Raw genomic sequence first — 23447 nt, forward strand, 5'->3', positions numbered from 1 at the left:
GGAGGTAGATGGATGGCTCGACAACATAGGAAACTTAGCAGATTGGATTTTATCAAAAAGTTTGTGTTTATTACCATTGGTGCAATCATGATGGGTGTAGCGTTAGAGCTATTTTTAGTACCCAATACGTTTATTGATGGCGGTATCGCAGGTGTCTCGATTATTTTAGCCAAATTAACCTCATTGCCGCTCGGCGTCTTTCTCTTTATTCTTAATGCCCCATTTTTGCTCTTAGGACTTAAACAAATTGGCAAAACGTTTGCTATCTCTTCCCTTTATGGTATTGGCGTCATGTCAATCACGACGTATTTTCTACATCCCGTTCTTGCTTTTACAGGTGAAAAGCTCTTAGTTGTATTATTTGGCGGACTCATTCTTGGTATAGGTGTGGGGTTAGTTATTCGATTTGGCGGTTCTCTTGATGGAACGGAAATCGTGGCGATTCTTGTGTCAAATAAGGTAAGAATGCCAGTTGGCCAAATCATTATGATTATTAACGTGTTTATTTTTATTGCAGCTGGTTTCGTATTTGGATGGGATTCGGCGATGTATTCGATCTTAGCCTATTATACAGCCTACAAAATGATTGATATTGTAGTGGAAGGTTTGGATGAATCGAAATCAGTTACAATCATTACACATGAATATGAAGAAGTTGCTGAAGCAATTATGGATCGTTTGGGTCGCAGCACAACGTTTATTTATGCGAAAGGCGGGTATAAGAAAGAAGATACCCAAATGATCTATTGTGTTGTAACTCGTCTCGAATTAGCCAAGCTTAGATCGATCGTGCAGGAAATTGATCCTAGAGCATTCATCGCGATCGAACATGTATCCGATGTGCTTGGCGGTAATTTTCAGAAGAGCAATATCCATTAATAAAAAAGCGACAGAACCACACGGGTTCTATCGCCATAATGCTATCGTAATAATACCGCATGTAATGACGGCCGAAAATGCAATTCTTCTAGCACCATGAGACTCCTTAAGGATCAGCACCCCAAGAAGGGTTCCGAACACGGTTCCTACCTCGCGTATAGGCGCGATGGATGCAAGGGGTGCAAGGCTCATGGCGAATAGGAATAAGATGTATGAGCCTGGGGAGAAGAAGGAGCCCACCAGAATCGTGCGCCAGTTGCGCTGCCATTCTTGTTTAAGCTTCTTTGAACGTAATACATAGCGCGTTGATATTACAATATAACTTATATTGGATATCTCGATAATGGCAAACGGTGAGAAATGTCCAACTAGGTGCTTGTCCACTAACGTATATCCTGTTATGCAGCAGCCGACGAGTACAGCGAACAAGATGGCGAGCTTTTTACGAGAATTGGTTGATTGATTCTTCGTTCCTCGGTGGATATCACTGATGAAGAATAAACCGACAATGATAAGTGTAAGCCCGAACCAACCCATAAGAGATAGACTTTCTTGGTAAACGAATGTACTCGCAATGGGAACAAGCAAGGCGCCGATACCACGCATGAGTGGATATACCTGAGACATTTCTCCATATGAATATGTTTTAGATAGGAACACCAGATAGCCTGCTTGAAAGCAGAAAGATAAAGCAAGAAAGCCTAACAAGGTAGCTGTAAGCCCGATCTGGGTCAATTCATAAATGAAGCTTGGAAAGAGAATGATTCCAGCGACAATATGAATGGACCAGAGGAATACAGTCTTGTTTAGGCTTTTTTTAGTCATGAGGTTCCATACAGCATGCATAGAACCTGATAATAAAACGAGTATAAGGGCTGCAATAAACATGGTATCATCTCTTCTCGAGCAGTTGATCAATGATACACATGTTAATTCATACATTAGGATTTCGTCAATGACTTGCTAGCATCATCTAATCAACCCGCAAAGCATCGATTGGCTTGAGCTTCGCTGCTTTGTTGGCAGGGAAAATACCGAAGCATACGCCGATGAATAGCGAGAAGGAGAAGGCAAGTATAACGATGCCCCATGAGACTGAGGCTGTAAAGCCAAGTATGCCGGATAGGAGGAAGGTAGCCCCGATTCCAATTCCAATCCCGATGATCCCGCCTGATGCGCTGAGTAGAACGGATTCTATCAGGAACTGCAATAGAATATCTCTTTTGCGCGCACCGACGGCTTTGCGAATGCCGATCTCACGCGTTCTTTCCGTGACAGATACGAGCATGATATTCATAATTCCGATGCCGCCGACTAACAGGGAAATACCTGCAATTCCACCAAGAGCAGCGGAGATCATGGTCATGATGGAGGCGCTGGAATCAAGCGCATCTTGTTGATTAAAAATCGTAAATCCATCACTATTATCTGTCGCAAATCTCTTTTTTAAATCACGTGATAATTGATCGCTTACACTAGACACATTCTCCCGATCATTCACTTGAACCGTGAAGGTTTTGACACCTGGGTTCGTTAATAGCCGTTCGGCTGTCGTGATCGGAATCAGAATTTTGTCGTCATTCGAGCCTGCGAGGCTGCTACCTTTGGTTTCCAATAATCCAACGACTTTGTACTGAACGCCATTAATAATGATATTCTCTCCAACAGGGCTAATCAGACCGAATAGTTCCTTAGCTGTACTCGAGCCTATCAGGGCAACCTTCTGCAGCCGATCGACATCGGCTTGAACGATGAACCTGCCTTCTTGAACATGGAAGTTCTGAACCACCTCATAGTCAGGGACGATACCTTCCAGGTTTACTTCTTTATTCTTTGTCCCATTCTTAGCTTTAACTGATCCTCTGATAACAGGGGATACGGCAGTGATGTTAGGCATTTGTTGATACGCCATCGTCTCATCTAGCGTTAATGAGGCTCGAACACCTCTTCCTGTGATGTTTACAACAAGAGAATTCGTTCCCAGCTTGTTGATTTCATTATTGATGTTACTGCCGAGCCCTTGCCCTAGAGATACCAATGTAATAACCGAGAATACACCGATGATAATACCTAGAATCGTTAAAAAAGATCGGAGCTTGTTGCTGACAATGCTTTTCCATGCCATTTTGATGGCTTGCGTGAAAATCATGAGTGAACGACCTCCTGATCTTCCGTTATTTCGCCATCCTGAATTCGAATGCAACGCCTAGCCTGATTCGCAATCGCAGGATCATGTGTGATAATGATGATCGTATGTCCCTTTTCATTAAGTTCATGCAGCATTTGAAGAATTTCTTTACCCGTCTGGGTATCTAGCGCCCCAGTCGGTTCATCTGCGAGTAGAATAGGGGGATTGCCCGCTAATGCACGCGCAATCGCCACACGCTGCTGTTGTCCGCCTGACAATTGATTTGGCTTATGGTGCAGCCGTTCACCAAGCCCGACATTGATGAGAGCTTCTGTAGCTAAAGCCCGTCTGCTCTTCATGGAAATATTCCGATAAATAAGCGGAAGTTCTACATTCTCTAGCGCTGACAGCTTGTTTAATAGATTGAAGCTTTGAAAAATAAATCCGATTTTCTGATTTCGAATATAAGCCTGCTGATTATCGGTCATTTGGCTGATTTCTTGACCATCGAGTAAATAGCTACCACTGCTTGGGATATCCAAGCAGCCGAGCATATTCATTAAAGTTGATTTACCAGATCCAGACGGACCGATAATCGCGACGAATTCCCCTTGATGGATCGTAAAGGAAATATCCTTGAGGACAGGAACGGCTTCTCCTGCCATTCGATAAGTTTTGATCAGGTTGTTGATTTCAATAAGAGGTTTGTCTGAATTCATGACTACCTCCTATTTCCCGCATTGCCATTCTGAGTGCCGCCACCGCCCGGGGAAAAACCGCCACCGCCGCTGACACCTTGCCTAGTGTCCATTTGGATACCGTTCACAGGCATTTGTCCGTTCTGTCTTCTCGTATTCGCATTGCCTGTTGTAGCAGCTGCGTTTGGAATAATGACATTCTCACCAGCCTTTAAGCCACTGACGATTTCAGCGTAAGTTTCATTCTGAATGCCGATGGTCACTTCACGCATCGTACCAGGAGTTTGAATGGCAGGAGTTTGAGTGCCAGTAGTTTGACGCGCTGCGGATGTGCTAGCTGGTTCTTGCTTCGATGTACCATCATCGACTAGCACGAAGCTTTTACCTTGTCTTTGCTGCACCGCTTCAATCGGCACAACGACGACATTGGTCTTATTTTCAACTATAATTTCCGCACGTGCAGACATGCCTGCTTTAATCTCGCCCGGATCGTTTATTTGAAGCGTTACGGAATAGAGGGATACACCATTCTTCGATTCGCCTTCCTTGGCGATATCAATGACCTCTCCTTGGAATTTTTCTTTAGGTAACGCATCGACTGTAACTTCAGTAGTTTGTCCGGTTTTGACTTTCAAAATATCCATTTCATCGACTTGAATGTCCAGTTGCAGTTTGTTGTAGTTGACGATTTCACAAATTACAGCGCTTCCATTTATCTGATCGCCTACTTTGTTGTTAACGACAGTTATTTCGCCATCAATTGGAGAGACAATAGGGTCTGGAGCTTGCTGGTCTTTTTTATATGACGAGATTTTGCTGTTGGATAAATCAATATCGAGTTGAAGCTTGCGAATATTGTTCTTGAGATCATCGATTTTGTTCATGTCTTCATTCGATTTAAGCTTGTCTTTGGCATCGTCTAGGTCAATTACTTTCTTTTGTAAGGATAATTCCTCTTGATAGATTTGATCTTTGACATCTTTGCCCTCGAAAGTAACAAGTGGTTGCCCCTTCTTTACAATCGAACCCTTCTGTACAAGCAGCTCCGCAATTTTTCCTCCATCGCCGCCTTTGACGCTTTCATGTTCTGCTGCTGCTGTAGCACCTGAACCAGAAATCGTAATCTTTATATCGCTTTGCTTCGATTGGACCGTACTTGTAGTCATCATAACCGTTTGTTTAGCTGTGGATTTTATGTAGATATACCCACCTACACCGACCAGTACGATGATGCTGCACGCAAGAATGATCCACTTGGTCTTCTTAGGTTTAAATTCATTCATCTCCTGCATTTTCTCCTTTCTACTGTATAAAAGATGACATTAACCTAACTATACGAGATTGGTTCCAACCAAAAATTAAAATTGCATTAAAGCGTAATAAATGTTTGTTAAATTTACGAAGGACGGTGAAAACGTTTCTTCTTGTTTCACTAAGAATGTATATTTCATCCATCACGTCATCACACTAAACGGGAATAATCAGTCGGCATAGGGAGATGAATGGCATGGTTTTTGGTATATCTGTAATAATTATTTTACTATTCGTTACATGGGGGCTAGTGGCGCCTCAGAATTTTGAGACAGCAGCTAATCAGGCTTTGTCCGTGATCACAGTGAAGTTTGGGTGGTTTTATTTAATTACAACACTGATCGTTCTAACCTTTTGTGTGTATCTAGCATTCAGCAAATATGCCCATATAACGCTTGGCTCGGATGATGATGATCCCGAATATTCCAATCTATCGTGGTTTGCTATGTTGTTTAGTGCCGGGATGGGAATTGGCCTCGTATTCTGGGGCGTGTCTGAGCCGATCAGCCATTACATAAATCCACCGAGTGGAGCTGGTTACACGCCAGAGGCAGCGCGGGAAGCGATGCGCTATTCTTTCTTTCACTGGGGACTTCACCCATGGGCGATCTATACATTAATATCGCTTGGAATCGCATATTTTACTTTTCGCAAAGGGTATAAAGGGTTGATTAGTTGGACGTTCTATCCGCTTATTGGGGAGCGGGTAAATGGTTGGATTGGCAAAACAATCGATGTTCTAGCGATTATCGCAACTGTATTTGGTGTGGCAACTTCTCTAGGTCTAGGCGTGATGCAGATTGAGGGGGGACTTGGGCATGTATTCGGGATTCCGCAGAATACCGGGATTCAGATGATTATTATTGCATTCTTGACGGTTGCCTTTCTGATTTCGGCGATTACTGGGCTCGATAAAGGGATTCAACTCCTGAGTAATATTAATCTTCTTATTGCGGTAGGACTCATGCTTTTTATTCTGTTTTTAGGACCTACTTCTTTTATTTTTGATAATTTTACGAACACCTTAGGTGGTTATTTGCAGAATATTATCCAAACGAGCCTTCATCTAACACCTTTCACCGAAAATTCATGGACAGCCAAATGGACCTTGTTTTATTGGGCTTGGTGGATTGCTTGGTCTCCCTTTGTTGGCTCGTTTATTGCCAGAGTTTCGAGGGGCAGAACGATCAAGGAGTTTATACTAGGTGCAATGCTTGTGCCAAGCGGATTTGGGTTTATTTGGTTTTCCATATTCGGTTCAACCGCACTCAGGTTCGAAATGTTCGATCACTATCCGATTGCCGAAATTGTTCAAAAAGATTTGACGGCAGCCTTATTCGTTACACTTGAGCAACTGCCTGCGGGAACCATTCTGTCTGTAGTTGCGATATTGCTGATTATGATTTTCTTTATTACTTCTGCAGACTCCGCAACCTTCGTTCTTGGCATCATGTCTTCCAAAGGCGATCAGAATCCTCGCATTCTAATTCGTCTCGTATGGGGTATTTTTCAAGCGCTGATTGCGGTTGTATTGCTTTTAAGCGGAGGGCTTGAAGCTTTGCAGACCGCGTCGATTGTGTCTGCACTGCCGCTAGCTGTGATCCTGTTATTTATGGTTCTGTCGCTAATGAAAGCATTTAAAGAAGAAGAACGTGAATATCGACGGAAGGAGAAGAAGAAACGCAAGAAATTAGAGGGTCTGTTATATGACCTGCAGGAGGAAATGAGTACCGTTACGGATGCCATCAATCAAGGTGTGCTTAAGGATGAAGCGCCATAAGCATTGAAAGGCATGCTTGTATGTGATGTAACGCAATGAATTATCTCTTGTGAACTGGTATAATGTAAGATCAACTAAACTCAGAAAGGATGTGAGACATTCGTCATGGAATGTATTGTACATTTTGAAATTAATCGTAACGGTCAAACGAAGCAGCTTCGGGGATTAGTTGATTTTACTAAAGGTACTGCGCCTACAACAGAACAGTTTATCGGAATGTTTAATGGTATGGGTTATTCGGTAGTTCCTGATCCAAGTGGAACCAGAACGTTTAAGTCTGCATCTGGAGAAAGTTTAAAGATTCAGATCAAGAAGCTGGATATTGAAGGTCGGGATGACAGAGAAGTACCTGATAGAGAAAGAGATGCGCTGATTCGGAATTTCTTGCCAACCAATAACAGACCTTTGTGATCATTTGTTCCCCAAGACCTAAAGTCATAAAATTAAATAAAAAATCACCCAAAGATGCCGCATCCCACTCGGTAGCGCAGTTGTAGGGCGTGGGCAGAGTACGAACGGTAAACAATTACCTAATAAGGGAAAATAATTACCGAAAAAGCACCCAAAGTTGCCGCATCGCGCTCGGTAGCGCAGTTGGAGGGCGTGGGCAGGGTGCGAACGGTAAACAATTACCTAAAAAGGGAAAATAATTACCGAAAAAACACCCAAAGTTGCCGCATCCCATTCGGTAGTGTAGCTGGAGGGCGATGGCAGAGTACGAACGGTAATGAATTTCCTAAAAAGGGAAAATAATTACCGAAAAAGCCCCCAAAGTTGCCGCATCGCGCTCGGTAGCGCAGTTGTAGGGCGCTGGCAGAGTACGAACGGCATAAATATCAATAATCCTGAAATAAGTTCTAACAGGCAACCCTTCTACATATGATGTAGAAGGGTTTTACTATGAGTGAGGTTGGGTGATCAATCGAAAATGAGCCATCATGTTCCGAATCCAGGACAGCAGGAGGATTTTCAGCAGAATAAAGCAATTGCCATCCTAGCTTATATCATATTTTTTCTGCCGCTGCTTACTGCAAGAGATTCGAAATTCGCTATGTATCATGCCAATCAAGGTTTCTTGGTATTTCTAACATGCTTAGCGGTGAACATTATAGGTACGATTATTCCGCTTATAGGGTGGTTCATCATTGTGCCTTTTGGCAATCTATTCGTTCTTGTACTCATTCTTCTTGGCATTCTAAATGCTGCTAATGGCCAAATGAAGCCACTCCCACTAATTGGAAAATTCGAAATCATTAAATGAATACGCGAAATTAGTGTGGAGAAGAGAGGGCTGATTGCCCTCTTTTTGGTGATACGGCTATACACCGCATAGTCGTTAATGGTATGATCAATGTCATATAATACCTCTTGTGGCTATATTTTCAGCTATTTCTTCCTCTATCAACATTCTATTTTCACTAACATTCCGGTTAAGTGACATCTCACATTCACCAACTTTCACTCAAATCCATTCGATGATTGACAGACCATTATGTAATTTTTGGACAGGGGGTATAGGGTCTATTCCGATTTAGTTTTGCTCTTCGAGCTGTCGCTCTTGTTAAATCAAAACTTTTAGGAGGATGCTAAATGCTTCATATTGTTGCCTGTATTAAACAGGTGCCTGATACGAAGATCATCAAGATGAATCCCAAAACAAACACAATGGATCGTTCCAGCGCACCCGCTATTCTGAATCCGTATGACGCACATGCTGTAGAAGAAGCCGTTCGTCTAAAGAATCGTTATGGGGGGACAGTCTCTGTACTTACGATGGGTCCGCCTCCTGCTGTGAAAGCAATTAAGAAATGTGTAGAGATAGGTGCTGATGAAGGTTATTTGATAACAGACCGTTTCTTTGCAGGTGCAGATACGCTGGCTACCAGCTATTCGCTCACGATGGCTCTGCATAAGATTGCAAGAATTAAACCGATTGATCTGGTGATATGCGGCAAAATGACCATCGACGGCGACACGGGCCAGGTTGGACCTGGAATCGCAAGAAGGCTCGATATTCCGCCGCTTACGAGCGTCAATAAAGTCGTAGAGATTAATAAAGAAGAAGGCTACATAACGATTCATCGCAAGCTGGAGGATGGGCATCAGGTGCTGCGCTCCTCACTTCCTTGTCTTTTATCCGTAGAGAAGGATATTAACGAAATTCCTTACTCTTCTTTGCCTAACATGCTGAAGGCTGCTCGCTATCAACCTGTCATCTGGTCTGCTAATGATTTGGAGGATATCGATCGCAGTCTACTAGGGCTGAAAGGTTCTCCGACGATTGTTGCTAAAGTATGGGCACCAGAGAAGCCTAAAGGCGGAGAGATGCTGCAGGGCACTTCTAAGGAGCAAGTTGATCGCTTGCTGTCGATTCTACTCGAGAAGAAAGAGTTGTTCGATGTGAAGGAGGCTGCAAAATAAATGAACATGGACGATTATCGTGGTGTGTGGGTGTTTATCGAGCAGAACGAAGGCGTGATTGCATCTGTGTCACTCGAACTTCTCGGAGCAGGACGCAGGCTTGCAGACAAGCGCGGTGTTCCATTAGCAGGCGTACTTGTCGGTCATGGCGTTCAGCCTCTTGCATCGAAGGTTATACAATATGGCGCGAATATCGTGTACTTATATGATGATCTTATTTTCAAAGACTATCGAACGGAAACTTATATGCGGGCGATTATTGAATGCTCGGAGAAACATAAACCAGAAGTTATTCTTTATGGCGCGACTTCAACGGGCAAAGATTTGGCGAGTGCGGTGGCAACGGATTTGGCAACCGGACTTACAGCGGACAGTACGATTCTTGATGTGAATGAGGAGAATGGATTGCTTGAAGCTAGCCGTCCTGCCTTTGGCGGTAACATTATGGCGACGATTCTCTGCAAGAACCATCGTCCCCAAATGGCAACCGTTCGTTCCAAGGTGATGAAGTCGCTGGCTCCTGATAAATCGCGAGTCGGCGAAATCATTGAAGAAAGCGTTGCGTTGCAGGAATCCGATCTTCGTACCAAGGTGCTGGAGATCGTACGTGTAGCAACCCCTAAGATTAGGCTCGATGAAGCTGACATCATTGTCGCAGGTGGCAAAGGCCTAGGAAGCCAGAAGGGCTTCGATCTGATCCATGAGTTCGCAGGCAAGATTGGGGCGATGGTTGGCGCCAGTCGTGACGTTGTGGAGGCAGGCTGGATCGAGCACGATCATCAGGTCGGTCAGACGGGCGTGACGGTACTCCCCAAAATTTATTTTGCTATAGGTATATCAGGCGCGATACAACATATTGTTGGCATGCAAAATTCAGGCTTAATTATTGCTATTAATAAAGATCCAGAAGCTCCGATTTTCCAATCCTGCCATTACGGAATTGTGGGAGATGCGTTCGAGATTGTTCCCATGCTGATGGAAGCTTTTGAGAAAGCCTTACATGGAGAGGTGCAATATGGCTGAAAAATTTGATGTGATCGTCGTTGGAGCTGGACCTGCGGGAACTTCATGCGTATATACGCTAGCAAAGGGCGGAGCGAACGTTCTTCTTATTGAAAGAGGCGAATATCCGGGCTCCAAGAACGTAATGGGCGGCGTCTTATATCGTAAAATGCTGGAGGATATTATCCCTGACTTCTATAAGGAGGCGCCAGTAGAGCGCCAAATTGTTGAGCAGCGTTATATGATGCTGGATAAGGAATCGGCGGCTACCTTCAGCTATAAGGGATTGGAATGGGATCAGGAGCCGTTTAACAATTTTACCGTCCTACGTGCCAAGTTTGACCAATGGTTTGCGGATAAGGCAGTCCAGCAAGGTGCCTTATTACTTAATGAAACAGTTGTACTCGAATGTATAGTAGAGAATGGGCGCGTGATAGGGGTCAGGACCGATCGGCCAGATGGCGATGTATATGCGGATGTCGTCGTTCTTGCGGATGGCGTTAACTCGCTGCTTGCTAAGTCATTAGGATTCCGTAAGGAACTGCGTCCGGATGAAGCTGCTCTTTCCGTGATGGAGGTCTTGAAGCTTGATCGGACAATTATCGAAGACAGGTTTAATCTCGAGGGCAATCAAGGCTGTACATTCGAAATATTCGGGGACTCGACCAAGGGGATTCTTGGAACCGCTTGGCTATATACGAATAAGGATAGCTTAAATATTGGCGTAGGCGCGATGCTATCTGGACTGATTCAGCATAAAATCAAGCCCTATGAGCTTCTTGATTATGTGAAACAGCATCCGATGCTTCGCAAATATATTCAAGGCAGCGAGCAGCAGGAATACTTAGCGCACCTGATTCCTGAAGGCGGCTTTCATTCGATGGGTAAAATCGTGGGAGACGGCGTTCTCGTTGTAGGTGACGCAGCACAGATGGTGAATGCGATTCATCGGGAGGGCTCGAACCTGGCGATGACTTCTGGCGTGCTGGCGGCTGAGACGATTCTGTCTGCGATGCAGGCAGGTAACTTCTCCGAACAAATGCTGGACAGCTATCGCGTGAATTTAATGAATAGCTTTGTGGGTTCTGATCTGAAGAAATATAAGGATACGACACATCACTTTGAGAAATTCCCTCATTATTTTAATAAATACATTCCAATGCTCAATAAGGCAGCTAGCCAAATGTTTACCGTAGACGGTACGCCTAAGCGGGAGAAGCAGCGCAAAATCTGGCGCGAGATCGGAACTGCGGGTGAGAAGTTCAGAATTGCTCGCGATTTATATCGCGCTTGGAGGGTGATGAAATAATGAGTGATCAACCCAAAGGCCAGACGATTGAAGAGAAGCAATACTTAGTTCGCTTTAAAGCGGATACGAATTCCCACTTGCATGTACTCGATGCAGATATATGCGCTACCAAATGTCCAGATAAGATATGTACAATTTTCTGCCCTGCTGAGGTGTATAAATGGGAAGAAATTCGCATGCATGTAGGGTATGAGGGATGTCATGAATGTGGAAGCTGTCGAATTGGCTGCCCGCATCAGAACATTAAGTGGGAATACCCAAAGGGTGGTCATGGGATCATCTTTAGATTGGGGTAAGCATGTTTCAAATTGGCGATTTTGTCATATACACATTGGACGGTAGCGTTGGAACGGTGATAGAGGTTGATCAAGATCGCTGCCATGTCGTTTGGGATGATCATTTTGTCAGTTGGGAAAAGCATGAGCTGCTCATCAGGGACGAATCTGTCAATCTGAATGGTGCTTAATCGTTAATGAATATTTATTGTGTTAAGGGCAGCTTACGGGCTGTCCTTTTTTGTGTATTTAAGAAGTTTTGGAAAAAGACTTGAAATCAGCGGTTTCTGGTGCTATGCTTTTCCCTTTGGGGAATAAGCGAACAGTGCTTTTTACAAATAGAAGTTACTTCATAAATTAGTCAGAAAAGAAGTGTAAGGATGAGAATTCTAATTGCTGATGATGAGAGCTCAGCTAGAATACGTCTGGTCAGCATGATTCAAGAAATGGCTCACCCATTTGAAATATGCGGCGAAGCTGAGAATGAACAACAGTTGCTACAACTATTACAAGAATATAAGCCAGACATTGTACTGCATGACTATCAGATTGCAGTACAGAATGGGCTAGCCATAATGGAAGCAGGCAAAGAATTATCACCATTAACCAAATGGATTATCCTGAGCGGTTATGCGGATTATGAACCAGCGCATGATTCTGTCAAATGCGGGGCATCCGACTTTTTGCTCAAACCGCCCAGCGTTCAAGAATTAGAAGCAGCGCTCTTGCGCGCACAGGATTGTGCGGAGAAACAGGGGCTGCATTTCGATAAACACAATGAAGATACGTGGGTAGATGCATTAGTAAGCACCCATGAGCAATCATTAGAGCATCATTCAGATAATCAAATGGCATTTTGGGGCATTCGTCCATTTATTGACAGTTATTTGAATGAAATGGATCATCGCGCGGTAAAGAACAGTCTAATTGAAGAACTGGTTCTGCAGATGAATAAGGTTGAGCTGGCAGCGATACAAACATCACTTGTTGAGGTTTCTGAAGGGGATCTAGTGCTAGTAGGCACGTGGTTATCGGGCCCATTGCCACATGAAGCTATTGTAAACGAGCTCGCTTCGATAGCAGAAGCTAAGCTGCTAGCTTTCCATCATGAGCAGGCAGCAGCTACTTTTGTGATGACCGATGTATGTCCATCACTGGAGAAACTGCAGGAGCAGCTAGCAGTGGCTGAACATTGCGCTGCCATGCGTGTAACGAAAGGGATGGGGCGATCATGGACTCTGTCACAATTAGATCCTCATGGATCGGAATTGTACTTCATGCTCGGTCAGATCATGGTTGATCTAAGTAATAGTTATCAGCATAAAAATTATATGGCATTTATGAATCTTGTGGATCAATTGCAAAGCTTTGTTATCCGTCATGGGCTAAATGAATTTCCACAAGATACGATGCTTAACATCATGAAATTTACCGCTTACGCCTTACGTTTGCAGGTTGATCCTTCAGCAGCACAATGGGTGGAGCAGCTCTATAAGCATGGGGAAACGCTACTGCCCCATCATGGGCTGAAAGATAGCGGTGAACGCATGGTAGAGCAAGTCATCGAAATGATTGAACAAGACTATAGCAATAGCATCTTGGCATTAAGTGAATATGCCAAGCAATTTCGAACAACTGCGCATTATTTAAATGCGAGATTCATCCAAGTGACAGGTCTTAGCTTCGTTAAGTATTTGTCCAAATTACGTGTTAATAAAGCCAAGCTCCTATTCGCTGATCCAAGCTCTGATAAACTGTCCTTGCAACAAATTGCCGAGCAAGTTGGATTCACAAGCACAAGGCAATTAGGCAGATCGATGACGGAGTTCGAGGGCTGCTCTTCAACAGCCTATCGTAAAAATTTGAAACGGACCCTCAAGGAGAAATAATAGATTGGTCACAAGCTACGTCTGTATATTCCCTAATTTCCTGCTATAATAGCACTAGTAAATAGCAATCGAAATGAATTTATGCGGGGGTTAGTTCCAAGGATGGATTTAATGGATATAAAATCTCTTTTTACCGAAGAGAATATTCAACTGATACTGGATCAGTACCGCTCATTCGGGCCACTGCCAGGTATCTTCATTACCTTTCTCAAGTCCTTTGTACCGCCATTGCCGACCATTGTAATTGTTGGTGCGAATGCGGCTGCATATGGTCTATGGTTAGGCTTTCTCTATTCCTTGATCGGGATCGTTAGCGGATGTATGACGGTGTATTTAATTGTTCGTAAAATAAGCACTCATCGTATGATCCAACGCTGGGCTCAGAAGCCTAAGGTGCAAAAGCGGATGGAGTGGATGCGGAAGAACGCGTTTAATTATGTGTTCATACTTAGCATTTTTCCTGTAGGACCGTTTGCCGTCATTAATTTGGCTGCTGCTTTGGTATTGATGCCGTTCAGATCGTTTATGATTGCCATTATATTTGGTAAAGCGATCATGGTGTTTATGGTCTCTTTTATCGGTTATGATATTAAGCAATTTATTGAATCACCGCTTAAGCTGCTGTACGTCCTTATTTTTGCGCTAATCTCATGGTATGTCTGCCGAAAGGTTGAAGCATGGATCACGAAGCCGGCGTCTATTGCGGGGGAGGAATCAACTTCCAGATCGGTATAATCCAATAACCAATGATACGAGAAACTCTTCTTCGTTAAGAAGGGTTTCTTTTTTGTATTTCTTTTTGTGGTAAAAAAAGGATAATATTGCGAAACGTCGAAATATTGTCACAATTAACCATAATGGGAATCAGGGGGTATTCAATTGAACCGTTCCACGATGCAACGTCGCTTTACGAACCGCTGGTCTGTATTAATTAGCTTTACGATTTTAGCAGGTGTTAGTCAGATGCTTTGGCTTAATTTTGCGCCCCTCATCAGCATGCTGGAAGCTCGATATCAGGTTACAGAAGCGGATATTAATTGGCTATTAATTGTATTCCCCTTGATTTATGTCTTATTGTCAATTCATGCAGGCATTCTGATTGATCGCCGAGGTTATCGATATGGTATTGGGCTTGGTGGGATAATCATGACGGTGTTTGCGTGTGTACGAATTCTCGATTTCGATTACAGCTTTCTGCTAATCGGGCAGATTGGGATTGCCATTGGGCAGCCCTATGTGATCAATGGAATCTCGAAGCTCGTTGTAGATTGGTTCGGCGAGAAGCAGCAGGGGGCAGCGACAGGTATTGGAACTGTTGGTATGTTCGTCGGAATGGCGCTAGCGCTCGCAGGGACGCCGATATTAGCCGATTCTATCGGTTTGCAGTGGACCATGGTTGTATTTGCAGCCATTACGGCTTTATCCACATGCTTGTACTTGCTAGTTGCGTATCCGAATCCGAGTAATCAGCAGACTAGTCAGACGGTCTCTAATGTAAGCTGGCGGGATTATGTTCCTTTGCTCCGGAACCGGCAACTGCTGTTAACCTCGACGATCGCTTTGCTGGCATTGGGCTTTTTTAATGGATTAACTTCTTGGTTAGAGCCAATCTTAAAACCGAATGGAATTGATGCAGAGAATGCGGGATTAATCGGAGGTATGCTCATTCTAGGCGGGATTGTTGGGGCTTGCATTATTCCAGGCATTTCAGATAAGCTCGGGACAATTAAACCGTTTTTATGGGTTAGCTGCTTGCTTGGTGTGGGGTTTGTGTATTTGCTATGTACCTTACAGGACTTTACGATTTTGCTGATTATTAGCGGGCTGCTCGGATTCGTGTTCTTGCCAGGTTATGCTCTGCTGCTTTCATACACAGAGAAACTGGCAGGTGAAAAGCATGCGGGTGAAGCAACGGGTCTTATGATGCTGACAGGCAATCTCGGTGGTGTGCTAGTCATTCTGGCTATGCAGCTAGTGAAGGGAGAGAGCGATACATGGATCAATGCCGTGTATCTCATGCTCATACTTCTACTGGCTTGTGTAATTCTTTCCTTGAATATAAGAGAAGGCAGTCGCAAGGAGCAACCGCCTTCTAGTCATACATTAAAACAATAAATGTGCAATTAGCACGATAATCGGCAATGTAATTAGTGTACGCAGAATGAAAATATATGCTAAATCCTTGAACGATACAGGGATCTTGGAGCCTAACAGCAGCCCGCCTACCTCAGACAAATAGATGAGCTGTGTAACGGATACACAAGCGATTACGAAGCGGGTTAATTCGCTTTCGATAGAGCTTGCCAGCACAGTGGGCAGGAACATATCGGCGAAGCCGATGACAAGCGTTTGCGATGCGGCTGCTGCTTCAGGAACATGCATGAGCTCCAGCAATGGAACGAACGGGATGCCAAGCCATTGGAATATAGGTGTCGTTTCGGCAATGATTAATGCTAATGTCCCCACTGCCATTACGATTGGTGCCACACCTATCCATAAATCGAGCACGTTGTGCATACCCTCTTGGATAAGAGACTTAGCGTCGGCGCTTTTCTCTGCGCGCTTAACAGCTTGACTTAATCCCCATTGGAATGAATTTTGGTTCTTAGGAATTACTTCTGAAACTGCTTCATTGTTAGGTACATAATACTGATCAGACTTGCGAGATAACGGCGGAATTCTTGGCATTATGATTGCCGCAATGATGCCAGAGAATAGAACGGTTAGGTAGAACGGCACGAACATATGCGCAAGATTGACAGTTGAGAGGACGACCAGGCTGAATGTAATAGAAACGGCAGAGAATGTTGTTCCAATAACAGCAGCTTCGCGCTTCGTATAAAAGCCTTCTTCATATTGCTTGTTCGTTAGCAGGACGCCTACTGTTCCATCTCCAAGCCAAGAGGTCATGCAATCGATGGAAGAGCGACCAGGCAATTTAAATAAAGGACGCATAATTTTGGTCGTTATCGCACCACAGAACTCTAGTAACCCGAAGTTGAGTAGCAATGGCAGAAATAATCCAGCAAATAGGAAGACGGCAAATAACACGGGCAATAGCTCGAAGAGAAGCATTCCGCCTGTATTTGATGACCAGATCCATTCAGGTCCAAGCTGGAATAACACGCAGTATGCAAAAATTGACCCCATCACTCGGGCGGCAACCCATACTGGCGCAACGTCTAGTAATGAATGAATATACCGATTCTTTGATAGGAAGGCTGGCTTCCATAGTTTATAAAAAATACTTCCGAGTGCAGCTATTGTGATGAGGACAGTCATAATATAAGGAATAGACTCACTCAAATAAGATTGAACCGATTTGGATAAAAGAGCAATAGGAATCGTAACTTGACCATCCCATTTGATCGGTGTCATGAATAATAAGATACCGAATAAGGAAGGAATGATAAATAACATGAGATAAAAGGAATTGTGTCTTTTTGTCTTAGTTGCATTCATATATAAATCTCCTGTGTATGTTCTTGGATGCATATTTATGCAAGCAGACTTTATTGTAATATGAAATGCTCCAAAAACCAACACCTAAACTCTAGTAAAATATTGAATTTGTGCCTTTATTAGAATTCAAGTATGATGGGAATACTAGTTTTTAAAGTATTTTTTGTAAAGGAGAAGTTAGATTATGTTTAAAGAATTTAAAGATTTTGCCTTTAAAGGCAATATGATAGACCTAGCGGTCGGGGTCATTATCGGGGGGGCTTTCGGTAAGGTTATTACTTCGATTGTGAACGATTTAATTATGCCGCTTATCGGACTTTTACTTGGGAAAATGGATTTTAGTAGCTTGTATATTCCGTTAGATGGAAAGACATATGAATCATTTGATAAAGCAGTTGAAGCGAGTGCGCCTATGTTTAAATATGGAATATTTATTTCTAATATGCTCGATTTCTTGATCGTAGCCTTTACGATTTTCTTCGTGTTGAAACAATTGAATCGCTTCAAAAAGAAACAAGCTCCAGCCGAAGAGCCGAAGCCTGTTACAACGAAGGAATGTCCCAAATGCCTATCCGAAGTGCCTCTTAAAGCCACTCGTTGCAAATATTGCACATCTGAATTAGTGGCAGTTTCAACAAAAGGTTCAAGTGCGAATTAAGTTTAATAAGTGATATAGAAACGCGCCTCCTTTAAGGACGGCGCGTTTCTTCTTGCTACTGTTAACGTGATTGAATGGCTTGTTCTAGTCTTGTCAGTGCTTCTTGTACGACGAGTCTGGAACAGCCAATATTCATCCGTTGGTACGTAGAGCCTTCCTCACCGAATACATACCCCGAATTTAACCACAGGAGCGCATCATGGCGCATGAAACGATCCAGCTCCTTGCTGCTGAGTCCAAGCTTGCTAAAATCAATCCACAATAAGTATGTTGCCTGTGAATCAATCACTTCTAGCATAGGCAGCTTCTCACGAATAAAATCCATCACAAGCTTTTTGTTCCCATCAATATATTGGATGAGCTGATCCAGCCATTCGTCGCCCTGCGTGTATCCAGCTTCAGTTGCGACAATCGCGAACGGATTCGGATCATGGTAGCCTGATTTGCTGACTTCCAGTGTAAATTCACGGCGAAGCTTTGCGTCTTCGATGATGACATTAGCAGATTGCATCCCTGCAATGTTAAATGTTTTGCTAGGCGCTGTGCATGTAATTGTAATCTTGGATATCTCAGGTGATAGCGATGCGGTAGGGATATGCTTATGTCCTGGTAACACGAGATCATGATGGATTTCATCTGAAAGGATGAGCACATCGTGACGTAAGCAAATATCCGCCAGCTTCATCAATTCTTCTTGGCTCCATACGCGACCTGCAGGATTATGCGGGCTGCATAGAATGAACAGCTTCGTGCGCGGATCCTGCGCCTTCTGTTCAAAATCCTCAAAATCAATTGTGTATTGACCATTCTCAAGTCGGAGCGAGTTATTCAGCAATTGATAACCATTCGTCCTGACAACATCCATGAATGGAGGATAGACAGGCTGCTGCACGATAACTTTATCTCCAGCCTTGAGCAAAGCTCGCACTGCATAATGCAAGGCAGGCACTACACCTGGCACGCTCACAATCCAGTTCGGTTTAATCGTCCAGTTATGTCTGCGCTGCATCCAGTTTACAATGGCATTATTGTAGCTTTCGGGTTTAAGGCTGTATCCGTAGATCGTATGTGCCGCTCTCTGAATCACGGCGTCTGAAATTACAGGCGCTACGCGAAAATCCATATCTGCAACCCACATCGGAATAGCCTCTTCAGGAATCCGATTCATTTGTTTAGCGTCCGTTTTGGTTGCGAACGTATTCGAACGATCCACGATTTCATCAAAATTAAAGTTCATTTGCTTCTTACCCCCATCTTTATTTCATTAGCTGGAATCCATAGCTTCAGCTCAATCTAATTCAATTTTACATCAACTAGGTGATTTGACAACTGATTAGAAAGTAATGTAGTGTACATCACGTTAGATCAATATTCGGATTTTAATATAAAAATGTAAGTGTAACTAGATTTATAGTATATTAATTAGCCTAAATACGAACATTAATTATAAAAAGTGTTGACTTAATCGGTATTTTGCTATAAGATCAGGAATGTAAACAGAATAGAAATTATTTGGTTCGTATATCCTTAATGATATGGGTTAAGGGTTTCTACCAGGAGCCGTAAATTCCTGTCTACGAAATGGGGTTAAGCTATACCCATTTGTAGGCAGGATTTTTTTGCATTTTTTCAGCTTAGGGGGCAATAGGAATGAATCGATATGATGCGATTGTGGTTGGAGCGGGACCTGCAGGTATTTTTGCATGCTATGAGTTAACACTCAAATCTCCGCAGTCCAAAGTATTGTTAGTGGATAAAGGCTTTGATATTTACCGTAGACGTTGTCCAATTCTGGAAGAGAAAATCAAGATGTGTCCGCCAGCAGCAGGCAAGAAAGAATATGCAGGCTGTTACCCCGCGTGCTCGATTACGAATGGATTTGGTGGAGCGGGAGCTTATAGTGATGGTAAGTTTAATATCACTACAGAGTTTGGTGGCTGGATGACGGATTATTTAAGCCCTTCGAAGGTGCTCGAACTTATTCAATATGTCGATCAGATTAACTTGCAGCATGGGGCAACTGAGTCAATTACAGATCCAACGACAGAAGCGATCAGAGGAATTGAGCAGCAAGCCTATGCGTCTGGACTGAAGCTGCTTCGTGCGCAGGTTAGACATCTGGGGACGGAACAGAACCTGGAAATTTTGAAATCCATTTTTGAATATTTGAAAGATCGGATTGATATGCAGTTTAAGACAGAAGTCGATGATATTCTGACTGTCTCGGATACTGAAGGGTCACGTGTTCAGGGGATCGTACTCAAGAATGGGCAAGAAATTTATTCGGATAACGTTGTTATTGTTCCAGGACGGGATGGTTCGGCATGGCTGGCGGATGTGCTTCGCCGTAAGAAGCTGAAGATGTACAATAATCAGGTTGATGTGGGTGTACGTGTTGAAACATCCGATATCGTGATGCGGGAAATCAATGAGCATTTGTATGAGGGCAAGTTTATTTTCAACACATCTGTTGGTACACGTGTACGTACATTCTGCAGCAATCCATCGGGGCATGTTGTTGTAGAGAATCACAGCGGGATTATGGCGGCAAATGGTCATTCCTATAAAGATCCTGCACTTGGTTCGTCAAACACGAACTTTGCTTTACTCGTATCGCATAAGTTTACGGAGCCATTCGATAAGCCAAATGAATATGCTCGTGAAATTTGCAAGCGTGCCAATGATTTATCCAGCGGCGGGGTCATTGTTCAGAAGTATGGAGATATTATAAAGGGAAGACGTTCAACAGTAGGACGTATTCAGGAAGGGTTCCTTGAACCGACCTTGAAGGAAGCCGTTCCAGGAGATCTTGGGCTTGTACTGCCGTATAATACGATGAAAAGCTTGATTGAAATGGTCGAAGCACTCGATAAGGTAACACCAGGGCTTGCCTCCGAACATACATTGTTCTACGGTGTTGAAGCCAAGTTCTATTCTGCTCGTCCAAAGCTGAACGAACAGTTCGAGACCGAAATTCACGGCTTGTATTGCGGAGGAGATGGAGCGGGAATTACTCGTGGACTTGCACAAGCAGGTGCAGCGGGGGTTTGGATCGCAAGGAACATCATAGCCAAGTAAATTATCGGACTGAGAATTCACTAGTAGAGAGTTCTCAGTCCGTCTTTATTTGCTTACAGACAGCACACGCCATTTATGTAATAGCTGTCTTCACGGAATACACGGAATGCTACTTCGACCTCTGGGATGTCCAGTGCTCGAACATGTTTGGTGACCGCTTCGGCAAATTGATCCCTAACAGCTTGTCCGCGCTCGAACCAAACAACTTCAATGAACGGGAAAGTTTCAACTACCTTGCCATCGAAGATTGATGTTGTGTGCAAGCATTCCAACATAAAATTATCTGTCTCGCATTCGCATATTTCCGCGAGTTCTTCAACTAATGGTTTACTGATTTCACAAACATCCTCTGGCTTAATCCCTCGAATTAATAATTGTGGCATGTTATTTCCTCCTAGACGATAGTACAGCTTATTACGCAAGCTGTAATACATAGATCATAACATAACCAAAGATGCTTAACAGAACGGAACCAATTAATCCAGCGGTGAAGGTGCTAAGGCCCATGCGCTTGAATGCGCCGAGATCGACATTAAGACCAAGACCTGCCATTGCCATTGCCATCAGCATATAGGCGAGAAGCACAACCTGATTGGCAAAAGCAGCTGAGAAAATACCAAGTGAGTTGATCGCGGCCATCGCCAAGAATCCGAAGATAAACCACGGTATAATGGAAACTAATGATGGCTTTTTGCGATTTTCATGTTCCGTTTCTGAACGCTCCCAGCGACTCGCCCAAATTCCGATAAGAATGGTAACGGGGATAAGCAGCGCTACACGAGTAAGCTTAATGATGACAGCGAGATCGACGGCAGATTTGCCGCCAGGATCAGCTGCTGCAATCACATGAGCGATTTCATGAAGCGTTGAACCTGAGAAAATACCATAGGCTTCAGGCGATAATCCGAGCACTGGATACAGGAAAGTGTAAACGAGTGTAAACAGAGTGCCTAGAATGGCAATAGTTGCGACGCCAATGGTCGTTTCATTATCCTTGGCTTTGATTTGCGGTGCTATGGCTACGATCGCTGCTGCTCCGCAGATCGCTGTGCCGCAGGCGGTAAGTACGCCAAGCCGCTTATCGACCTTGAATAGCTTAGTCAATAAGTAAACAATGAAGAAGGCAAATACAATGCTTAGCGCAGCTAATAGAAATACTCGCCATCCTGCATTATAGATGTCCATCAAGTTAAGCCGCATGCCAAGCAGGATGATACCGATACGGAGCAGCTTTTTATTCGAGAACGTAATACCCGCCGTAGCTTGAGCGGGCATTCCGAACAATGCTCTGACGATGATTCCGATTAGAATGGCGATGACAAGTTGCCCCATAATGCTGAAAAAAGGCAAACTGGCTATAAACTTAGCAGCGATTGCAATCGCAAGCGTGATACCAATGCCGAGTGCGAAGCCCCAATATTTATTACGATTAGTTTGCATGAATTAATCCTCCGATATGATGTACTTAAGAACAAGTTGAAAGTTTCTACATGTTTCATCTTAGGATGTGGCAAGGCAGAAGTGAAATATGAATACACGATTGCAATAATAAGTAAAACTTATGATAAATTGAATATATAACATATTAGGGAGTAAGAGTTAGATGATTATTGATCCGATGAAAGTATTTGTAACTGTAGTCGAGCAGCAGCATTTTTCAAGAGCAGCCGAATTATTGAATCTATCCCAACCAGGAGTTAGTCAGCATATTCGCAACCTGGAGCATGAATTTGGTGTTCAGTTATTGTACCGCTCGCCCAAGCATGTCCAGATCACCCAAGCAGGGGAGCTGCTTTATTCGCGTGCCAAGCAAATATTGTCCTTATATGAGGAAGCTAAACAGGAGATTAATGAGTTGCAGAATGTGGTGACGGGTACGCTCAATGTAGGTGCCAGCTATACAATTGGTGAGTATATTTTGCCGCGAGTTCTAGCTGATTTCGCCAAGCAGTATGCGTTCGTTGATATTCAAGTGACGATTGCGAACACACTTCAGATTCAAGATGGCGTGCGCTCGAACAAGCTGGATATCGGGTTGGTAGAGGGAGAGGTCAGTCCATCTGTTGAGCTCCAAGTCGATGCTTTTATGGAAGATGAGATGGTGATCGTTGCGCGAAGCGATCATGCGCTATGCAAAGAAAGGCTGGTAACTCCGGACATGTTGCAAGATCAAGTATGGATTGTGCGTGAGCCAGGGTCGGGGACTCGTGCTTACTGGGAACGATTGATCCAGCAGAATGCGCTCAGAGTGAAGCGCTCGTATATGTTCAGCAGCAGTCAAGGCGTGAAGGAAGCTGTTGTTGAGGGGCTAGGTATAGCGATGCTATCTCGATTCATTGTGCAGAAGGATTTGTTGCATCACATGGGCTATAATGAAATTGCCATGCTGCCCTTGTCCAGCAGATATACACGGCAATTATCGATTGTGCAGAGTACCAAGGCGATTCCATCCAAAGCGATGGATAAATTCAGGGATCGTATAAAGTCGCATAGGGATAGTTAGTATTTTGTTGTATTTTTGAAAACAAACATTGAAAATCTAGTCTATTATCTATAA

Annotated in this window: 23 protein-coding genes and 1 riboswitch; of the genes, 15 read left to right on the forward strand and 8 right to left on the reverse strand. The window is 43.7% G+C overall.

Features of this window, described 5'->3' with window-relative positions; genetic code table 11:
- Positions 1 to 12: 12 nt before the first annotated feature.
- Positions 13 to 879 (forward strand): YitT family protein, encoded by an 867-nt coding sequence (locus E0485_RS06970; RefSeq protein WP_132417263.1) that lies wholly within the window; start codon positions 13 to 15, stop codon positions 877 to 879.
- Between the two features lie 27 nt (positions 880 to 906).
- Here E0485_RS06970 and E0485_RS06975 read toward each other — a convergent pair whose 3' ends face one another.
- From E0485_RS06975 to E0485_RS06990, 4 genes are all read right to left on the reverse strand, one after another.
- Positions 907 to 1767: an SMR family transporter gene (locus tag E0485_RS06975; RefSeq protein ID WP_132417264.1), complete on the reverse strand. Its 861-nt coding sequence runs from the start codon at positions 1765 to 1767 to the stop codon at positions 907 to 909.
- 85 nt (positions 1768 to 1852) lie between these two features.
- Positions 1853 to 3028, reverse strand: a complete 1176-nt coding sequence (locus E0485_RS06980; protein ID WP_132417265.1) for an ABC transporter permease — start codon at positions 3026 to 3028, stop codon at positions 1853 to 1855.
- On the reverse strand, positions 3025 to 3726 hold the full coding sequence (locus tag E0485_RS06985; protein WP_132417266.1) for an ABC transporter ATP-binding protein: 702 nt from the start codon (positions 3724 to 3726) through the stop codon (positions 3025 to 3027). The genes E0485_RS06980 and E0485_RS06985 overlap by 4 nt, the downstream gene beginning before the upstream one ends.
- 2 nt (positions 3727 to 3728) lie before the next feature.
- Positions 3729 to 4988, reverse strand: a complete 1260-nt coding sequence (locus E0485_RS06990) for an efflux RND transporter periplasmic adaptor subunit (protein WP_165921101.1) — start codon at positions 4986 to 4988, stop codon at positions 3729 to 3731.
- Between the two features lie 224 nt (positions 4989 to 5212).
- Between E0485_RS06990 and E0485_RS06995 the strand changes: the two genes are divergently transcribed.
- The 11 genes from E0485_RS06995 to E0485_RS07040 all read left to right on the forward strand — a co-directional run bounded on the left by E0485_RS06995 (position 5213) and on the right by E0485_RS07040 (position 15807).
- Positions 5213 to 6796, forward strand: coding sequence for a glycine betaine uptake BCCT transporter (locus tag E0485_RS06995; RefSeq protein WP_132417268.1), 1584 nt, complete (start codon positions 5213 to 5215; stop codon positions 6794 to 6796).
- Between the two features lie 105 nt (positions 6797 to 6901).
- Positions 6902 to 7207, forward strand: a complete 306-nt coding sequence (locus E0485_RS07000) for a hypothetical protein (protein WP_132417269.1) — start codon at positions 6902 to 6904, stop codon at positions 7205 to 7207.
- Between the two features lie 517 nt (positions 7208 to 7724).
- Positions 7725 to 8057 (forward strand): hypothetical protein, encoded by a 333-nt coding sequence (locus E0485_RS07005; protein ID WP_132417270.1) that lies wholly within the window; start codon positions 7725 to 7727, stop codon positions 8055 to 8057.
- A 329-nt stretch (positions 8058 to 8386) separates the two neighbouring features.
- Positions 8387 to 9217, forward strand: a complete 831-nt coding sequence (locus E0485_RS07010) for an electron transfer flavoprotein subunit beta/FixA family protein (RefSeq protein ID WP_132417271.1) — start codon at positions 8387 to 8389, stop codon at positions 9215 to 9217.
- Positions 9218 to 10240: an electron transfer flavoprotein subunit alpha/FixB family protein gene (locus E0485_RS07015; protein ID WP_132417272.1), complete on the forward strand. Its 1023-nt coding sequence runs from the start codon at positions 9218 to 9220 to the stop codon at positions 10238 to 10240.
- Positions 10233 to 11528, forward strand: coding sequence for an FAD-dependent oxidoreductase (locus E0485_RS07020; protein WP_235857451.1), 1296 nt, complete (start codon positions 10233 to 10235; stop codon positions 11526 to 11528). Before E0485_RS07015 ends, E0485_RS07020 begins: the two co-directional genes overlap by 8 nt.
- Positions 11528 to 11824, forward strand: a complete 297-nt coding sequence (locus E0485_RS07025; protein ID WP_132417274.1) for a ferredoxin family protein — start codon at positions 11528 to 11530, stop codon at positions 11822 to 11824. Before E0485_RS07020 ends, E0485_RS07025 begins: the two co-directional genes overlap by 1 nt.
- A gap of 2 nt (positions 11825 to 11826) precedes the next feature.
- Positions 11827 to 11994: a hypothetical protein gene (locus tag E0485_RS25040; RefSeq protein ID WP_165921102.1), complete on the forward strand. Its 168-nt coding sequence runs from the start codon at positions 11827 to 11829 to the stop codon at positions 11992 to 11994.
- A gap of 189 nt (positions 11995 to 12183) precedes the next feature.
- A complete protein-coding gene (locus tag E0485_RS07030; protein WP_132417275.1) occupies positions 12184 to 13692 on the forward strand; it encodes a response regulator in 1509 nt (502 codons plus the stop codon).
- A 111-nt stretch (positions 13693 to 13803) separates the two neighbouring features.
- Complete coding sequence (locus E0485_RS07035; RefSeq protein ID WP_328591279.1) at positions 13804 to 14427, forward strand: TVP38/TMEM64 family protein; 624 nt, start codon at positions 13804 to 13806, stop codon at positions 14425 to 14427.
- A gap of 144 nt (positions 14428 to 14571) precedes the next feature.
- Positions 14572 to 15807, forward strand: coding sequence for an MFS transporter (locus E0485_RS07040; protein WP_132417277.1), 1236 nt, complete (start codon positions 14572 to 14574; stop codon positions 15805 to 15807).
- On the opposite strand, the gene E0485_RS07045 is transcribed toward E0485_RS07040, so the two are convergent.
- Positions 15796 to 17154, reverse strand: coding sequence for a YjiH family protein (locus E0485_RS07045; RefSeq protein WP_207910937.1), 1359 nt, complete (start codon positions 17152 to 17154; stop codon positions 15796 to 15798). The two genes, E0485_RS07040 and E0485_RS07045, sit on opposite strands and share 12 nt — an antisense overlap.
- Positions 17155 to 17338: 184 nt before the next feature.
- Here E0485_RS07045 and mscL point away from each other — a divergent pair, with 184 nt between their 5' ends.
- Positions 17339 to 17812 (forward strand): large conductance mechanosensitive channel protein MscL, encoded by a 474-nt coding sequence (gene mscL / locus E0485_RS07050; RefSeq protein WP_132417278.1) that lies wholly within the window; start codon positions 17339 to 17341, stop codon positions 17810 to 17812.
- A gap of 61 nt (positions 17813 to 17873) precedes the next feature.
- Here mscL and E0485_RS07055 read toward each other — a convergent pair whose 3' ends face one another.
- Entirely contained in the window at positions 17874 to 19049 is a 1176-nt protein-coding gene (locus E0485_RS07055; RefSeq protein ID WP_132417279.1) for a MalY/PatB family protein, read from the reverse strand.
- A 260-nt stretch (positions 19050 to 19309) separates the two neighbouring features.
- Positions 19310 to 19409, forward strand: a riboswitch (purine riboswitch).
- A 53-nt stretch (positions 19410 to 19462) separates the two neighbouring features.
- On the opposite strand from E0485_RS07055, the gene E0485_RS07060 reads away from it, so the two are divergent.
- Positions 19463 to 20890 carry an NAD(P)/FAD-dependent oxidoreductase gene (locus tag E0485_RS07060; protein ID WP_132417280.1) on the forward strand — a complete coding sequence of 476 codons (1428 nt, stop codon included), beginning with the start codon at positions 19463 to 19465 and terminating at the stop codon, positions 20888 to 20890.
- A 53-nt stretch (positions 20891 to 20943) separates the two neighbouring features.
- Here E0485_RS07060 and E0485_RS07065 read toward each other — a convergent pair whose 3' ends face one another.
- Both E0485_RS07065 and E0485_RS07070 read right to left on the reverse strand, forming a co-directional pair.
- Positions 20944 to 21273: a DUF1904 family protein gene (locus tag E0485_RS07065; protein ID WP_132417281.1), complete on the reverse strand. Its 330-nt coding sequence runs from the start codon at positions 21271 to 21273 to the stop codon at positions 20944 to 20946.
- A gap of 31 nt (positions 21274 to 21304) precedes the next feature.
- A complete protein-coding gene (locus tag E0485_RS07070) occupies positions 21305 to 22330 on the reverse strand; it encodes a YeiH family protein (RefSeq protein ID WP_132417282.1) in 1026 nt (341 codons plus the stop codon).
- Between the two features lie 163 nt (positions 22331 to 22493).
- On the opposite strand from E0485_RS07070, the gene E0485_RS07075 reads away from it, so the two are divergent.
- Positions 22494 to 23393: a LysR family transcriptional regulator gene (locus E0485_RS07075; RefSeq protein WP_132417283.1), complete on the forward strand. Its 900-nt coding sequence runs from the start codon at positions 22494 to 22496 to the stop codon at positions 23391 to 23393.
- Positions 23394 to 23447 lie beyond the last annotated feature (54 nt).

It is taken from the genome of Paenibacillus albiflavus (genome assembly GCF_004344915.1).
GTDB classification, from domain to species: domain Bacteria; phylum Bacillota; class Bacilli; order Paenibacillales; family NBRC-103111; genus Paenibacillus_AM; species Paenibacillus_AM albiflavus.

What these genes read in the sequence shown, in the direction of transcription:
- E0485_RS06970 (WP_132417263.1), top strand. Translation starts at nt 13, where the DNA reads ATGGCTCGACAACATAGGAAACTTAGCAGATTGGATTTTATCAAAAAG.
- E0485_RS06975 (WP_132417264.1), bottom strand. Translation starts at nt 1,767, where the DNA reads ATGTTTATTGCAGCCCTTATACTCGTTTTATTATCAGGTTCTATGCAT.
- E0485_RS06980 (WP_132417265.1), bottom strand. Translation starts at nt 3,028, where the DNA reads ATGATTTTCACGCAAGCCATCAAAATGGCATGGAAAAGCATTGTCAGC.
- E0485_RS06985 (WP_132417266.1), bottom strand. Translation starts at nt 3,726, where the DNA reads ATGAATTCAGACAAACCTCTTATTGAAATCAACAACCTGATCAAAACT.
- E0485_RS06990 (WP_165921101.1), bottom strand. Translation starts at nt 4,988, where the DNA reads ATGAATGAATTTAAACCTAAGAAGACCAAGTGGATCATTCTTGCGTGC.
- E0485_RS06995 (WP_132417268.1), top strand. Translation starts at nt 5,213, where the DNA reads ATGGTTTTTGGTATATCTGTAATAATTATTTTACTATTCGTTACATGG.
- E0485_RS07000 (WP_132417269.1), top strand. Translation starts at nt 6,902, where the DNA reads ATGGAATGTATTGTACATTTTGAAATTAATCGTAACGGTCAAACGAAG.
- E0485_RS07005 (WP_132417270.1), top strand. Translation starts at nt 7,725, where the DNA reads ATGAGCCATCATGTTCCGAATCCAGGACAGCAGGAGGATTTTCAGCAG.
- E0485_RS07010 (WP_132417271.1), top strand. Translation starts at nt 8,387, where the DNA reads ATGCTTCATATTGTTGCCTGTATTAAACAGGTGCCTGATACGAAGATC.
- E0485_RS07015 (WP_132417272.1), top strand. Translation starts at nt 9,218, where the DNA reads ATGAACATGGACGATTATCGTGGTGTGTGGGTGTTTATCGAGCAGAAC.
- E0485_RS07020 (WP_235857451.1), top strand. Translation starts at nt 10,233, where the DNA reads ATGGCTGAAAAATTTGATGTGATCGTCGTTGGAGCTGGACCTGCGGGA.
- E0485_RS07025 (WP_132417274.1), top strand. Translation starts at nt 11,528, where the DNA reads ATGAGTGATCAACCCAAAGGCCAGACGATTGAAGAGAAGCAATACTTA.
- E0485_RS25040 (WP_165921102.1), top strand. Translation starts at nt 11,827, where the DNA reads ATGTTTCAAATTGGCGATTTTGTCATATACACATTGGACGGTAGCGTT.
- E0485_RS07030 (WP_132417275.1), top strand. Translation starts at nt 12,184, where the DNA reads ATGAGAATTCTAATTGCTGATGATGAGAGCTCAGCTAGAATACGTCTG.
- E0485_RS07035 (WP_328591279.1), top strand. Translation starts at nt 13,804, where the DNA reads ATGGATATAAAATCTCTTTTTACCGAAGAGAATATTCAACTGATACTG.
- E0485_RS07045 (WP_207910937.1), bottom strand. Translation starts at nt 17,154, where the DNA reads ATGAATGCAACTAAGACAAAAAGACACAATTCCTTTTATCTCATGTTA.
- mscL (WP_132417278.1), top strand. Translation starts at nt 17,339, where the DNA reads ATGTTTAAAGAATTTAAAGATTTTGCCTTTAAAGGCAATATGATAGAC.
- E0485_RS07055 (WP_132417279.1), bottom strand. Translation starts at nt 19,049, where the DNA reads ATGAACTTTAATTTTGATGAAATCGTGGATCGTTCGAATACGTTCGCA.
- E0485_RS07060 (WP_132417280.1), top strand. Translation starts at nt 19,463, where the DNA reads ATGAATCGATATGATGCGATTGTGGTTGGAGCGGGACCTGCAGGTATT.
- E0485_RS07065 (WP_132417281.1), bottom strand. Translation starts at nt 21,273, where the DNA reads ATGCCACAATTATTAATTCGAGGGATTAAGCCAGAGGATGTTTGTGAA.
- E0485_RS07070 (WP_132417282.1), bottom strand. Translation starts at nt 22,330, where the DNA reads ATGCAAACTAATCGTAATAAATATTGGGGCTTCGCACTCGGCATTGGT.
- E0485_RS07075 (WP_132417283.1), top strand. Translation starts at nt 22,494, where the DNA reads ATGATTATTGATCCGATGAAAGTATTTGTAACTGTAGTCGAGCAGCAG.